Genomic DNA, 14064 nt, shown 5'->3' on the forward strand with positions numbered 1-14064 from the left:
ACCGTGAAGTCCCGATGACAATGTGTCATAGCTAAACCCGAGGCGCGGCCTACAACTGTCGTCGCCTCATAGACAGGAGATGTAGTGGCAGGTAAGGCCCGCGTACACGAGTTGGCCAAGGAACTCGGTGTTACCAGCAAGGAAGTGCTCGCCCGACTGAGTGAACAGGGCGAATTCGTCAAATCGGCATCGTCGACAGTTGAGGCGCCCGTCGCCCGCCGGCTGCGTGAATCGTTCGGTGGCGCCAAACCGGCCGCCGGCAAGGCTCCCGTCAAGGGCCCGGAGAAAGGCCCGGATCGTGCCGCCGCCAAAGCCGCGGTACCGGTGCCCGGCGCGGATGGCGGCAAAGCCGCGGACCAGTCCCTTGACCAAGCCCTCGACAAGGCGATTGCCAAGGCGGCCGGCAACGGCGCACCGACAGCCGTCGCGCCCGATAGGGCCGCCGACTCGGGCAAGACGGGAACTTCGCCCACCGGAGCCACCCCCCGCCCGTCGGCAGCCACCGCACCTCCGGCACCTCCGAAGGCGCCGCAACCCGGACAGCCGGCGGCGCCGCCGTCGGGCCAGCCGCCCAGCTCTCCGGCGCCCCACCCCGGCATGGCTCCTGGGTCGCGTCCCGGACCGGCGCCCAAGCCCGGGATTCGGACCCCGCGCGTCGGCAACAACCCGTTCTCCTCGGCGCAGCCGGCCGACCGGCCCATTCCGCGTCCGCCGGCGCCGCGCCCCGGGGCGCCGCGTCCGGGGGCACCGCGCGCGGGCGCCTCGCCCGGCAGCATGCCGCCACGTCCCGGCGGCGCGGCCGGTGGGCCACGCCCGCCACGTACCGGCGCGCCGCGACCCGGCGGCGGCCGGCCCGGCGGCCCGGGTGGCCGTTCGGATGGCGGCGGCGGTAATTACCGCGGCGGCGGCGGTGGCGTGGGTGCCGCGCCCGGGACCGGATTCCGCGGCCGTCCCGGCGGTGGTGGCGGCGGTCCCGGCGGCGGTGGCCGTCCCGGCCAGCGCGGCGGCGCGGCCGGCGCGTTCGGCCGTCCGGGCGGCGCACCCCGGCGCGGCCGCAAGTCCAAGCGGCAGAAGCGCCAGGAATACGACTCGATGCAGGCCCCGGTCGTCGGCGGCGTGCGGTTGCCGCACGGCAACGGCGAGACGATCCGGCTGGCCCGCGGTGCCTCCCTGTCCGACTTTGCCGAGAAGATCGACGCCAACCCGGCCGCGCTGGTGCAGGCGCTGTTCAACCTCGGCGAGATGGTGACCGCCACCCAGTCGGTCGGCGACGAGACCCTCGAGCTGCTGGGCAGCGAGATGAACTACAACGTCCAGGTGGTCAGCCCCGAGGACGAGGACCGCGAGCTGCTGGAGTCGTTTGACCTCTCCTACGGCGAGGACAGCGGAGACGAGGCCGATCTGCAGACCCGTCCGCCGGTCGTGACCGTGATGGGCCACGTCGACCACGGTAAGACTCGGCTGCTGGACACCATCCGTAAGGCCAACGTCCGGGAGGGCGAGGCCGGCGGCATCACCCAGCACATCGGTGCCTACCAGGTGGGTGTCGACCTCGACGGCAGCGAGCGGCTGATCACCTTCATCGACACCCCGGGTCACGAGGCGTTCACCGCCATGCGTGCCCGTGGCGCCAAAGCCACCGACATCGCCATTCTGGTGGTCGCGGCCGACGACGGCGTGATGCCGCAGACGGTCGAGGCGATCAACCACGCGCAGGCCGCCGACGTGCCGATCGTGGTGGCGGTCAACAAGATCGACAAGGAGGGCGCCGACCCGGCCAAGATCCGGGCCCAGCTCACCGAGTACGGCCTGGTGGCCGAGGACTTCGGCGGCGACACCATGTTCGTCGACATCTCGGCCAAGAACGGCACCAACATCGACCAGCTGTTGGAAGCGGTGCTGTTGACCGCCGACGCCGCACTGGACCTGCGGGCCAACCCCGACATGGAGGCTCAGGGTGTGGCCATCGAGGCGCACCTGGACCGCGGCCGCGGGCCGGTAGCCACCGTGCTGGTGCAGCGCGGCACGCTGCAGGTCGGCGACTCGGTGGTCGCCGGCGACGCCTACGGTCGGGTCCGCCGGATGGTGGACGAACACGGCGACGACATCGAGGCGGCATTGCCGTCGCGTCCCGTCCAGGTCATCGGCTTTACCTCGGTGCCCGGGGCCGGTGACAACTTCCTCGTCGTCGACGAGGACCGGATCGCGCGCCAGATCGCCGACCGGCGCAGCGCCCGCAAGCGCAACGCCATGGCGGCGCGCAGCCGTAAGCGGATCAGCCTGGAGGACCTGGACTCGGCACTGAAGGAGACCAGCCAGCTCAACCTCATCCTCAAGGGCGACAACGCCGGTACCGTCGAGGCGCTGGAAGAGGCCCTGATGGGTATCCAGGTGGACGACGAGGTGGCACTGCGAGTCATCGATCGCGGCGTCGGCGGCATCACCGAGACCAACGTCAACCTGGCGTCGGCCTCTGATGCGATCATCATCGGGTTCAATGTGCGCGCCGAGGGCAAGGCCACCGAGCTGGCCAACCGCGAAGGTGTCGAGATCCGCTACTACTCGGTCATTTACCAGGCGATCGACGAGATCGAGCAGGCGCTGCGCGGCATGCTCAAGCCGATCTACGAAGAGGTCGAGCTGGGTCGTGCCGAGATCCGCGCGTTGTTCCGGTCCTCGAAGGTCGGCCTGATCGCCGGTTGCATGATCACTTCGGGTGTGGTGCGCCGCAACGCCAAGGCCCGACTGTTGCGGGACAACATCGTGGTCGCCGAGAACCTCTCGATCCACTCGCTGCGGCGGGAAAAGGACGACGTGACCGAGGTCCGCGAGGGCTTCGAGTGCGGTTTGACGCTGGGCTACTCCGACATCAAGGAGGGCGACGTCATCGAGTCCTACGAGCTGGTTCAAAAGGAACGCTCGTGACCGCCGCCGACGATGCAGAGCGGAGCGATGCGGAGGAGGCGGTGCAATCGTGATGGGACGTGCGGATGGCTGACCCGGCACGGGCACGCCGACTGGCCAAACGGATCACCACCATCGTCGCGTCGGCGATCGAGTACGAGATCAAGGATCCGGGACTTGTCGGGGTGACCATCACCGACGCCAGGGTGACCGCCGACCTGCACGACGCGACCGTGTACTACACGGTGATGGGCCCCACGCTTGACGACGAGCCGGACTACGCTGCCGCGGCCGCCGCGCTGGACCGGGCCAAGGGTGTGCTGCGCACCAAGGTCGGAGCCGGTACCGGGGTGCGTTTCACGCCGACCTTGACGTTTACCCGGGACACCACCTCCGACACGGTGCATCGGATGGAGGAGTTGTTGGCGCGCGCCCGCGCCGCCGACGCCGACTTGGCGCGGGTTCGGCAGGGCGCCAAGCCGGCCGGCGACGCCGACCCGTACCGTGATGGAGGGGCTTCCGGGGGACTTAGCGATCGGATCGAGGCTGGGGACACCGGTGACCACGACCGATCGAGAGACTGAGCTGGCCGAGGTGCCGAGCTGCCCGGGGGCGCGTGTCGATGCCCTCGGCGCCGTCGAGTTGCTGTCGGCCGCCGCCAGCGTTGCGGTGATTGCCCACGTTCATCCCGACGCGGACGCCATCGGCGCCGGATTGGCGCTGGCCTTGGTGTTGGACAAGTGCGGGAAGCAGGTCGAGGTGAGTTTCGGCGCGCCGGCGACACTGCCGGAGTCGCTGGCGTCCTTGCCCGGGTGCCACTTGCTGGTGAGCCCGGATGCGATGCGTCGCGATGTCGATTTGGCCGTGACCGTGGACGTCCCGAGTGTCCGGCGGCTCGGCGGGCTGAGTGACCTGGCCGGTCCCGGCCGGGATGTGCTGGTGATTGACCACCACGCTTCCAACGATGCGTTCGGCACCGCGAACTTCATCGACTTGTCGGCAGACTCCACCACGATGATGATCGCCGACCTTCTCGACGCCTGGGGCAAGCCGATAGACGTGGACGTCGCTCATTGCATTTACGCCGGATTGACCACGGACACCGGGTCGTTTCGGTGGGCCAGTGCGCGCGGCTATCGACTGGCGGCGCGCCTGGTCGAGATCGGCGTCGACAATGCGGCCGTTAGCCGGACTTTGATGGACACCCATCCGTTCGAGTGGTTGCCGATGCTGTCGCGGGTGCTGGGCTCGGCGCAACTGGTGCCCGGAGCGGTCGATGGCCGGGGGCTGGTCTACGTGGTCGTCGACAACCGGGAATTCCTCCGGGCGCGTCAGGAAGAAGTAGAGAGCATCGTCGACATCGTGCGCACCACTGACCACGCCGAGGTGGCGGCGGTGTTGAAGGAGGTCGAACCACGACAGTGGTCTGTGTCGATGCGGGCCAAGAAGGACATCGACTTGACGTCTGTCGCCGCGCGGTTCGGAGGCGGTGGCCACCGGCTGGCAGCCGGCTATTCGACCAGCGGCTCGATCGACGATGTTGTGGCGTCACTGCTCGCGGCTCTGGACTAAGCGTCGTTGGGTGACGCCGGACGGTCACGCGTTCCCGGCCGGCGAATCGCGGCGCTTGCCCTACCGGCGCTGGGTGTGCTGGCCGCCGAGCCCTTGTACCTGCTCTTCGATACCGCCGTGGTGGGTCGGCTTTTTTGTCTCGGCTGCGGCGGTGGCCGCGAGGTTCGGCGCCGCCGCGCTGGCGGCACATCAGGTGGTGCTGCAACTGTGGGGTTTGCTTGCCCTGGTTCTCGATTCGCTGGCCATCGCGGCGCAGGCGCTGGTCGGCGCTGCCCTGGGTGCCGGTGACGTGGCGCACGCGAAGTCGGTGGCCTGGCGGGTGACGGTGTTTTCGCTGCTGGCGGCGGGCGTGCTCGCCGCCGCATTAGGGGCAGGGGCCCCGCTGCTGCCCGCGCTGTTCACCCATGACCGATCGGTGCTCGCCGCGATCGCGGTGCCGTGGTGGTTCCTGGTGGCCCAATTACCCTTCGCCGGAATTGTTTTCGCGCTTGACGGGGTGTTGCTGGGGGCGGGTGATGCTGCCTTCATGCGCACCGCCACCGTCGTCAGCGCACTGATTGGTTTTCTGCCGTTGACCTGGTTGTCGTTGGTGTATGGCTGGGGGCTCGCGGGCATCTGGTCGGGCCTGGCCACGTTCGTCGCGCTGCGGCTGCTCTTCGTCGGATGGCGGACGATCAGCGGCCGGTGGGCATTGACGGGGACGGTCTGACGCGCCGGAATTGCCGGCATGGCTGTCGTTGGGTCCCTGGATTCAACCGGCCGATACACTGCGCCGGTGACCCCCCGCCTCCCGGACGCGCGCCGAGCGCGCCACCGGCCGTGGCGGGATTACGCGCTGTTCATCGTCCTGGTGGGCCCGAATGTGGGGCTGCTGCTGCTCTTCATCTACCGCCCACTGGCCGACAACATCAGGTTGTCGTTCTTCGACTGGAACGTCTCCGACCCCAAAGCCGACTATGTCGGGTTCTCCAACTACGCCGAGTGGTTCGCCCGCGACGACACCCGCCAGATCGTGCTCAACACGGCAGCGTTCACCACCGCCGCGGTGGCCGGCTCGATGCTGCTGGGGCTGGTGCTGGCCATGCTGCTCGACCAACCGTTGCGTGGCCGAAATCTGGTGCGCTCGACGGTATTCGCGCCCTTCGTGATCTCAGGGGCGGCCGTCGGCCTGGCAGCCCAGTTCGTCTTCGATCCGCACTTCGGTCTGGTACAAGACCTGTTGCAGCGCATCGGAGTCGACGTGCCCAACTTTTACCAGGATGCGCACTGGGCGATGTTCATGGTGACCGTCACCTATGTCTGGAAGAACCTGGGATACACCTTCGTCATCTATCTGGCGGCGTTGCAAGGAGTACGCCGAGATCTGTTGGAGGCGGCCGAAATCGATGGCGCCAGCCGGTGGACCACGTTTCGCCGGGTGCTGTTGCCGCAGCTGCGTCCCACCACCTTCTTCTTGTCGATCACCGTGCTGATCAATTCGTTGCAGGTGTTCGACGTGATCAATGTTATGACCCGTGGCGGCCCGCAGGGCACCGGTACCACAACCATGGTCTACCAGGTGTATCTGGAGACGTTCCGCAACTTCCGGGCCGGTTACGGCGCCACCGTCGCCACCATCATGTTCCTGGTGCTGCTGGCCATCACCTATTACCAGGTGCGAGTCATGGATCGGGGGCAGCGGCAGTGACGTCACCAGGTCGTCGCGTGACCGCACGCGTGCTCGGTTATGCCGCGATGTCGTTGGTCGTCGTATTGATCGCCGGGCCGCTGGTATTCGTGTTCTTCACCTCGTTAAAGGACCAGCCCGACATCTATTCGCAACCCACGACCTGGTGGCCGCCGCGCTGGCATCCGCAGAATTACCGAACCGCGACCGAGCAGATTCCGTTCTGGACCTTCCTGCGCAACTCGGTCATCATCACCTCGACACTGGCGGTGGTGAAGTTCATGCTCGGCGTGCTCAGCGCGTTCGGCTTGGTGTTCGTGCGGTTTCCGGGCAAGAATGTGGTTTTCCTGCTGATCATCGCCGCGCTGATGGTGCCCAACCAGATCACCGTGATTTCCAATTATGCGCTGATCTCACAACTGGGTCTGCGCAATACTTTTCCCGGCATCATCTTGCCGCTGGCCGGTGTCGCTTTCGGAACATTCCTGATGCGCAACCACTTTCTGTCGCTGCCTCCCGAGATCATCGAAGCCGCCAGAATGGATGGCGCACGCTGGTGGCAACTTCTCTTGCGGGTGGTGTTGCCGATGTCGGGGCCCACCATGGTGGCCTTCGGCATCATTACTGTCGTCAATGAATGGAATGAGTACCTGTGGCCGTTCCTGATGTCTGACGACGAAGCGGTGGCGCCCCTGCCGGTGGGGCTGACCTTTCTCCAGCAGGCCGAGGGCGTGACCAACTGGGGGCCGGTGATGGCGGTGACTCTGTTGGCGATGTTGCCGATCTTGCTGATTTTCATTGTCCTGCAACGCCAAATGATCAAGGGTCTGACGTCAGGTGCGGTCAAGGGTTAGGGTGCCATGAATCCGTTAAGCCGCCGACGGTTCCTCGAGCTGGCAAGTGCCGTTGCCGCGGGAGCGACGGCCGGGTGTGCGGGGATGGGCGGCGGCGGCGGGGTGAAGTCGGGCTCCGGCCCAATCACCTTCTGGTCCTCTCATCCCGGCGCATCCACCGCGGTGGAGAAGGAGTTGATCAATCGATTCCAGAGCCGCTTTCCGGCCTTGCCGGCCAAACTGATCGACGCTGGCAAGGACTACGAGGAAGTCGTGCAGAAGTTCAACGCGGCGCTGATCGGAACCGATGTGCCCGATGTCGTGTTGCTGGACGATATCTGGTGGTTCCATTTCGCCCTCAGCGGTGCCATCACCCCGCTGGAAGACCTGTTCGACGAAGTCGGTTTGGACACAAGCGATTACGTCGACTCGCTGTTGGCCGACTACGAGTTCAACGGTCGACACTATGCCTTGCCGTATGCCCGCTCGACACCGCTGTTCTACTACAACAAGGCGTTATGGGACCGTGTCGGCCTGCCGGACCGCGGGCCGCAAACCTGGCAAGAATTCGACGAGTGGGGTCCCCACCTGCAGCGTGCCGTCACCGCCGGCAACTGGGCACACGGCTGGGCCAACGACACGCTCATCTCCTGGACGTTCCAGGGGCCGAACTGGACATTCGGCGGCGCCTACTCTGACGAGTGGACGCTGAAGTTCACCGACCCGGCCACCATCGCGGCCGGCAACTTTTACCGGGATTCCATCCATCGCAAGGGGTATGCGGCGATCGCCAACGATATCAACAACGAGTTCGCCACCGGCATCGTGGCCTCGGCCCTGGCATCGACCGGCGCCTTAGTCGGCATCACCGCAGCGGCCCGCTTCGATTTCGGGGTGTCGCCACTGCCCGCCGGCCCGGGCGGAGCGCCCGGCTGCCCGACCGGCGGGGCGGGGCTGGCGGTTCCCACCAAGCTATCCCATGAACGAAAAGTCAACGCACTCAAGTTCATCGCATTCATCACCAGTGCGGCCAACACCGCGTATTTCAGTCAGCGCACCGGCTATCTGCCGGTGCGAAAGTCCGCCGTCAACGACCCGAGCGAGCAGCAATACCTGGCGGCAAACCCCCGCGCCCGAGTGGCATTGGACCAGCTTCCACACACCCGCCCGCAAGATTACGCACGCGTTTTCCTGCCCGGCGGTAACCGGATCATCTCGACCGGCCTGGAATCCATTGGGCTGAAAGGAGCCGACGTCACGTCAACCTTTGCCGACACCAACCAGCAACTAAATATCATCCTCGACCGCCAAATCAAGCGAAAGCTACCCGGTCATGGCTGACATTCGGTATTCCGCAGTGACCCATCGCTATCCCGGCACCGACGTGCCAGCCGTCGTCAACCTGGACCTCGATATTGCCGACGGCGAATTTCTGGTCCTCGTCGGCCCCTCCGGTTGCGGCAAGTCCACGGTCCTTCGGCTGCTGGCCGGGCTGGAATCGGTCGAAAGCGGCCAGATCACCATCGGTGGTGTGGACGTGACGCATCTGCCGCCACGGGAACGCGACGTAGCGATGGTTTTCCAGAACTATGCGCTGTATCCGAACATGACCGTGGCTGCCAACATGGGGTTTGCCCTACGAAACGGCGGGATGTCGCGCGCAGCCACCCGGCAGCGAGTGCTCGAGGTCGCCGACATGCTGGAATTGACTGAGCTGCTTGATCGTAAGCCGTCGAAACTCTCCGGTGGGCAGCGTCAACGGGTGGCGATGGGACGGGCGATCGTGCGGCGGCCGCGGGTGTTCTGCATGGACGAACCGCTGTCGAATCTGGATGCCAAGCTGAGGGTGAGTACCAGGTCGCAGATCTCCGGGCTGCAGCGTCAGCTGGGTACCACCACCGTCTACGTCACCCACGACCAGGTGGAGGCGATGACCATGGGTGATCGGGTTGCCGTGCTCAAAGACGGTGTGCTGCAACAGGTCGACAGCCCTCGCGCACTGTACGACGACCCGGTCAACACGTTCGTGGCAACGTTCATCGGGGCCCCGGCAATGAATCTCATCGAGGCCACCGTTGTCGACGGTGTCGTGATGTCGCCCGGCCTACCGATACCGGTTCCGCGCGGGGTGGCCGGCCGGGTGCTGATCGGCATCCGTCCGGAGTCCTGGGATGTAGTGCCGGCCGACACTGCGGGATCGTTGTGTGTCCGGGCCGAGTTGGTGGAGGAGTTGGGGTTCGAATCCTTCGTGTATGCAAGCCCTCTCGAGCAGGAGGGCTGGGCGTTACGTGCGCCGCGGATCGTGGTCCGCACCGACCGCCACACCGCGGTCAGGGTCGACGACTCGCTGGGGGTCCTGCCACACCCGCAAGAGGTGTGCTTCTTCGACAGCCGGACCGGGACTCGTATCCGCTGAGGATCGACTGCCGCTGGTAGCCGCGACACTGTAGCCATGCAGACGACACGCCGATGGCGGTCTCAGTGGTTTCAGTCTCGATGAACGCAATCCCAGCAGAACCCCCAACTATGCGGAAAACGGGCCTAGCGCACCTGGGAGCGTCCGCGTTGCAGGACGGCCTCCCGATTCGCGGCGATGTCGTCGCCACTGGTGCGAAATTGCCTGGCGGCCATGGCTTCCAACCACAGTCCGGCACTGGTGTGGGAGTCGTCGATGCGGTGGTAGGACGCCAGCAGCGCGCGCACCGCGTTCTGGTTGTTGCCGACGATGGACGCCCCGACGCGGCGGGCGGTGGGCAGCAGTTCCTCGTGCGGCACAACCTCGGTAACCAGGCCGGCCCGCAGCGCGTCGGCGGCGGAAAGGTAGTCGCCGGTAAGGCTCATCAAACGGGCCATACCCACACCCACCTTCTGCGGCAACCGCACACTGAGCCCCCAGGTCGGCAGCAGACCCACCCGGGCATGCGTGTCGGCGAAGCGGGCGTGCTCCGAGGCGATCAGGATGTCGCAGTACAGCGCCAGTTCGAGCCCGCCGGTCACCGCCGCGCCGTTGATGGCGCCGATCACCGGCTTGGCCATGGCCGGCCAGCGCGGTGAGATGTCCGGCAATGCCGATTGGCCGCCCAGCTCTTTGAGGTCCAGACCCGCGCAGAACACCGGATCGGCGCCGGTGAGGATGATCACGTCGACGTCGTCGTCGGCGTCGGCTTCGGACAGAGCCCCGAAGAAGCGGTCCCGCAGCGCCGCCGACAACGCATTGCGGGACTGAGGGCGGTTAAGGGTCAAGGTGCGGATCCGCTCGTCGGTATGGATCAGCAGGATGTCGTCGGTCATAGGGCAACCGTAGCCAGTTGCGGACGGCGTCGACGGGCTGTGCCGCCGCAGCCGGGAACGGCCGGGAATGGCTGGGCAATGTACGTCCGATGAACAATTGTCAACCGGCTTGGACGTTCGGCCCGAACAACGCTACGCTTCACTTCAGCTGATTAACAAGTGCAAGTAACAACTGTTGTGTACGCAACAGTGTGAGCTTGCTCACTGTGTGGAATGGGCGGTGGACCAAGCACCAACACCAATGCCGCCACGTCCTCACGAAGGAGACGACGCGAATGGATTATGGCGGTTTACCACCCGAAATCAACTCTGCGCGGATGTATACCGGCCCGGGATCGATGTCGATGACAGCTGCGGCATCGGCTTGGAGCGCGCTGGCCGCCGAATTGGATTCCGCGGCAGCGGGCTATGAAACGCTGGTCGACCAGCTGGCCGGGGAAGGGTGGTTGGGCCCGGCATCGACGGCGATGGCCGCCGCCGTCGCTCCCTATGTTGTCTGGATGCGAGCCACCGCCGCGCAAGCCGAGCAGACGGCCATGCAGGCGAGAGCTTCGGCGGCCGCCTACGAGAACGCCTTCGCCGCGATGGTGCCACCGCCGGCGATCCTGGCCAACCGTCTGCAGTTGGCCGAGTTGATGCAGTCGAACGTCTACGGTCAGAACACCTCAGCCATCGCGGCTTTGGAGGCTCAGTACGGCCAGATGTGGGCCCAGGACGCCACGGCCATGTACGAGTACGCCGCCGCTACCGGGTCCGCCACCACCTTGACCCCGTTCAAGCAGCCGCCGCACATCGTCAACCCGGCCGGCGCATCCGGCCAATCCGCTGCGGTCGCTCACGCCGCCGCCACCTCGGCCGGCGCCAGCCAGTCAGCCCTGTCGCGTCTCATTTCGGGGATCCCCACGATGTTGCAAGGGCTCGCTACGCCGGTTGCTTCGGCGGTGTCGAGTTCACCGTTAGCGTGGCTGTGGCAGATCCTGTTCGGAACGTCCACATTTCCCACGTCGATTGCGGCGTTGCTGACCGACTTGCAGCCATACGCCAGCTTCCTCTACAACACCGAGGGCTTGCCCTATTTCAGCATCGGCATGGCGAACAACTTTGTTCAGTCGAGCAAGACTTTGGGGTTGCTCGGCGGCGCCACCCAGGCCGCAGCCGCCGCCGGCGGCGCGGCGCAGGGCGGTTTAGCGGGTTTGGGGAGCCTGGTGGGCGGCGGCGGACAGGCATCGGCCGGTTTGGGCCATGCGGGGTCGATCGGCCGGTTGTCGGTTCCACCCTCGTGGGCGCAGGCCCTGCCGGACGTCGAGTCCATCCCGGCGCGTATGCCGGTCGAAACGTTCAAATTCGCGCCCGACGCCGGGGGTGCCGGAAACCTGTTGGGCGGCATGCCGCTCACCGGGCCGGCGGGGCACGGCGCGACTGGTTCCGGTCCGCGATACGGTGTCCGCCCCACCGTCATGGCGCGTCCGCCGTTCGCCGGATAACAACTGATGGCTACCGATACGGCACCGAGCGGCCGAAAACCTGGCCCGCGGGTCAACGCCTGGGCCGTGGCAATTCCGCGGTTGCGGGTCTTGTCCGCGTGCGACGGTCCGCGGGCACGGACACGCCGATGATGTGCGGCGATTACGGGGCACTGCCCCCGGAGATCAATTCCGCGCGGATGTATGCCGGTCCAGGTTCGGGATCCATGCTGGCAGCAGCGGCGGCCTGGGATGCGCTGGCAGGTGAGCTGGGCGCGATGGCCTCCGGCTACTCGGCGGTGATCTCCGAGCTGACCAGTGCGGCATGGATCGGACCGGCCGCGGCTTCGATGGTGGCCGCAGCCGCCCCGTATGTGGCGTGGCTCAGCGCCACCGCGATCCAGGCCGAACTCACGGCCAGCCAGGCGCGGGTGGCCGCCGCCGCCTACGAGACAGCCTTCGCGATGACGGTGCCCCCGCCGGCGGTTACCGCCAACCGCGTCTTGCTGATGACGCTCGTCGCCACCAACTTCTTCGGGCAGAACACCCCGGCGATCGCGGCCACCGAAGCTGAATACGCCGAGATGTGGGCCCAGGACGCCGCCGCGATGTACGGCTACGCCGGTTCGTCGGCAACCGCCACCGTGCTGACTCCGTTCAACCCGCCGCCGACGACAACCGGCCTGACCGGACCACTTCAGCAAACAGCTACGTTGGCCGAAATCGCGGCTACATCTGCGGGTACGGTAATATCAGCAAAGATTTGGGGACTCGCCTCCACGTCGGCGATATCGCACGCGCTGGCACGACTGTCGTCGAACACCTGGTTCCCGGGATACGCGGCATTCGCACAATGGCTTGAGGCGCTGCTGCCCGACATCACTCCCGCGGAACGGACCGCGCTGGTCCGGCTGGCCGGCCTGAGCTACTTCGGGATGGGGATAGCACAGTTCATTGCCTCGATCGCACAGCAAACCATACCGGGGAGCCCGGGCGGCGCCGGCGACTCAGGGTCCTCGGTTCTTGACAGCTGGGGTCCGAAACTGCGCTTCGGGGCGCCCCCGGGTACCGGGGCGGGCGGGGCCACAGCGGTGCCCGAACAGTATTGGGAACGCCTCGACAGTCTGGCCAGGCCGGTGTCGGCGGTGATGGGCAAGGCCGGCTCGATCGGGTCCTTGTCGACGCCGAGCAGTTGGGACGCCAGCGTTCGGGCGCTTCACGCCGCCCCCTTGGACCAGGAGTTCGACATCATCGGCTCCCTGGCGAACGCGAAGGCGAACGCCTACCTGCAGGGCATGCCGATGACAGCGGCCGGCAAGCACACCGCCGCCGCTGACCAGCGATACGGATTCCGCTACCGGGTGATGCAGCGCTCACCGTCTGCCGGGTAGCGCTGATACCGCGTCCTATCGTTGAGGGATGTGCCGGAACATCACCGAACTGCGCGGCCTGGAACCCCCGGCCACGGCTGCCGAGATCGCGGCCGCCGCCCGCCAGTATGTGCGCAAGGTCAGCGGCATCACCCGTCCGTCAGCGGCCGACGCCGAGGCGTTCGAGGCCGCGGTTGCGGAAGTGACGGCGACGACGACGCGGTTGCTGGCCGCGCTGCCGGCGCGGCGTCAGCCACCCAAGAGTGTCCCGCCGCTGCGCCGTCCCGAGGTGCTGGCCCGTGTGGCGAGTTCCCAGTGACACCCGCGCTGAAGGAATGGAGTGCGGCCGTGCACGCGCTGCTGGACGGCCGCCAAACCGTGCTGTTGCGCAAGGGCGGCATCAGGGAGAAGCGGTTCGAGGTGGCGGCCGGAGAGTTCTTGTTGTTCCCGACGGTCGCGCACAGCCACGCGCAGCGGGTCCGGCCCGAGCACCGCGACTTGCTGGCCGAGGCGGCCGCCGACAGCACCGACGAGCGACTGGTGGTGCGGGCTGCGGCGAAAGTTGTTGCAGCACTGCAGGTTAACCGGCCAGAGGGGCTGGACGACATTCAGGATCTGCATATCTGGACCGCCGAGTCGATCCGGGCGGACCGGCTCGACTTCCGGCCCAAGCACAAGCTGGCCGTCCTGGTGGTGTCCGCGATCCCGCTCGCCGAGCCGGTTCAGGTCACCCGCATCCCCGAATACGCCGGTTGCACCAGCTGGGTACAGCTGCCGATAGCGCCGAGCCTGGCAACGCCGGTGCATGACGACGATGCGCTAGCCGAGGTTGCCGCCCGGGTCCGCGACGCGGTTGGCTGACGGGCCGACGGGTAGCAGCAGCCGCCGGTGATCCCGCCGGCGGCACCCTCCTTGCGAAGGTTCTGAAGTTTTGCCACTACTTGTCGGACCCTCGCCGTAGCTTT

The 14064-nt window shown here is 66.7% G+C and carries 12 protein-coding genes and 1 pseudogene; 12 read left to right on the plus strand and 1 reads right to left on the minus strand.

Annotated elements, in window-relative coordinates:
- The first annotated feature begins 84 nt into the window (after positions 1-84).
- The 8 genes and pseudogenes from infB to AWC07_RS21815 all read left to right on the plus strand — a co-directional run bounded on the left by infB (position 85) and on the right by AWC07_RS21815 (position 9391).
- Entirely contained in the window at positions 85-2925 is a 2841-nt protein-coding gene (infB, locus tag AWC07_RS21780) for a translation initiation factor IF-2 (protein ID WP_036411584.1), read from the plus strand.
- A 65-nt stretch (positions 2926-2990) separates the two neighbouring features.
- Positions 2991-3488 (plus strand): 30S ribosome-binding factor RbfA, encoded by a 498-nt coding sequence (rbfA, locus tag AWC07_RS21785; RefSeq protein WP_036411587.1) that lies wholly within the window; start codon positions 2991-2993, stop codon positions 3486-3488.
- Complete coding sequence (locus AWC07_RS21790; RefSeq protein WP_051507898.1) at positions 3463-4476, plus strand: DHH family phosphoesterase; 1014 nt, start codon at positions 3463-3465, stop codon at positions 4474-4476. The genes rbfA and AWC07_RS21790 overlap by 26 nt, the downstream gene beginning before the upstream one ends.
- A 133-nt stretch (positions 4477-4609) precedes the next feature.
- Positions 4610-5185: pseudogene (locus AWC07_RS21795) on the plus strand (MATE family efflux transporter); the annotation flags it as partial.
- Positions 5186-5203: 18 nt separating this feature from the next.
- Positions 5204-6163 (plus strand): carbohydrate ABC transporter permease, encoded by a 960-nt coding sequence (locus AWC07_RS21800; protein WP_051507899.1) that lies wholly within the window; start codon positions 5204-5206, stop codon positions 6161-6163.
- Between the two features lie 47 nt (positions 6164-6210).
- A complete protein-coding gene (locus AWC07_RS21805; RefSeq protein WP_051507900.1) occupies positions 6211-6996 on the plus strand; it encodes a carbohydrate ABC transporter permease in 786 nt (261 codons plus the stop codon).
- A gap of 6 nt (positions 6997-7002) precedes the next feature.
- Positions 7003-8316, plus strand: a complete 1314-nt coding sequence (locus AWC07_RS21810; protein ID WP_036411590.1) for an ABC transporter substrate-binding protein — start codon at positions 7003-7005, stop codon at positions 8314-8316.
- Positions 8309-9391: an ABC transporter ATP-binding protein gene (locus tag AWC07_RS21815; RefSeq protein ID WP_036411592.1), complete on the plus strand. Its 1083-nt coding sequence runs from the start codon at positions 8309-8311 to the stop codon at positions 9389-9391. The genes AWC07_RS21810 and AWC07_RS21815 overlap by 8 nt, the downstream gene beginning before the upstream one ends.
- 125 nt (positions 9392-9516) lie before the next feature.
- Here AWC07_RS21815 and AWC07_RS21820 read toward each other — a convergent pair whose 3' ends face one another.
- Entirely contained in the window at positions 9517-10266 is a 750-nt protein-coding gene (locus AWC07_RS21820) for an enoyl-CoA hydratase (protein ID WP_036411594.1), read from the minus strand.
- Positions 10267-10541: 275 nt separating this feature from the next.
- On the opposite strand from AWC07_RS21820, the gene AWC07_RS21825 reads away from it, so the two are divergent.
- From AWC07_RS21825 to AWC07_RS21840, 4 genes are all read left to right on the plus strand, one after another.
- Entirely contained in the window at positions 10542-11750 is a 1209-nt protein-coding gene (locus AWC07_RS21825; RefSeq protein WP_036411596.1) for a PPE family protein, read from the plus strand.
- 128 nt (positions 11751-11878) lie between these two features.
- Positions 11879-13120 (plus strand): PPE family protein, encoded by a 1242-nt coding sequence (locus AWC07_RS21830; protein ID WP_036411599.1) that lies wholly within the window; start codon positions 11879-11881, stop codon positions 13118-13120.
- Between the two features lie 28 nt (positions 13121-13148).
- Positions 13149-13418, plus strand: a complete 270-nt coding sequence (locus AWC07_RS21835) for a DUF2277 family protein (RefSeq protein ID WP_036411602.1) — start codon at positions 13149-13151, stop codon at positions 13416-13418.
- Positions 13415-13960, plus strand: a complete 546-nt coding sequence (locus AWC07_RS21840) for a DUF1802 family protein (RefSeq protein WP_036411605.1) — start codon at positions 13415-13417, stop codon at positions 13958-13960. The genes AWC07_RS21835 and AWC07_RS21840 overlap by 4 nt, the downstream gene beginning before the upstream one ends.
- Positions 13961-14064: the final 104 nt, after the last annotated feature.

Source organism: Mycobacterium gastri (assembly GCF_002102175.1).
Lineage (GTDB): Bacteria > Actinomycetota > Actinomycetes > Mycobacteriales > Mycobacteriaceae > Mycobacterium > Mycobacterium gastri.

Excerpts from the sequence above, each read along its gene's own strand:
- rbfA (WP_036411587.1), top strand. The coding sequence starts at position 2,991 with ATGGCTGACCCGGCACGGGCACGCCGACTGGCCAAACGGATCACCACC.
- AWC07_RS21800 (WP_051507899.1), top strand. The coding sequence starts at position 5,204 with ATGGCTGTCGTTGGGTCCCTGGATTCAACCGGCCGATACACTGCGCCG.
- AWC07_RS21805 (WP_051507900.1), top strand. The coding sequence starts at position 6,211 with ATGTCGTTGGTCGTCGTATTGATCGCCGGGCCGCTGGTATTCGTGTTC.
- AWC07_RS21810 (WP_036411590.1), top strand. The coding sequence starts at position 7,003 with ATGAATCCGTTAAGCCGCCGACGGTTCCTCGAGCTGGCAAGTGCCGTT.
- AWC07_RS21815 (WP_036411592.1), top strand. The coding sequence starts at position 8,309 with ATGGCTGACATTCGGTATTCCGCAGTGACCCATCGCTATCCCGGCACC.
- AWC07_RS21820 (WP_036411594.1), bottom strand. The coding sequence starts at position 10,266 with ATGACCGACGACATCCTGCTGATCCATACCGACGAGCGGATCCGCACC.
- AWC07_RS21825 (WP_036411596.1), top strand. The coding sequence starts at position 10,542 with ATGGATTATGGCGGTTTACCACCCGAAATCAACTCTGCGCGGATGTAT.
- AWC07_RS21830 (WP_036411599.1), top strand. The coding sequence starts at position 11,879 with ATGATGTGCGGCGATTACGGGGCACTGCCCCCGGAGATCAATTCCGCG.
- AWC07_RS21835 (WP_036411602.1), top strand. The coding sequence starts at position 13,149 with ATGTGCCGGAACATCACCGAACTGCGCGGCCTGGAACCCCCGGCCACG.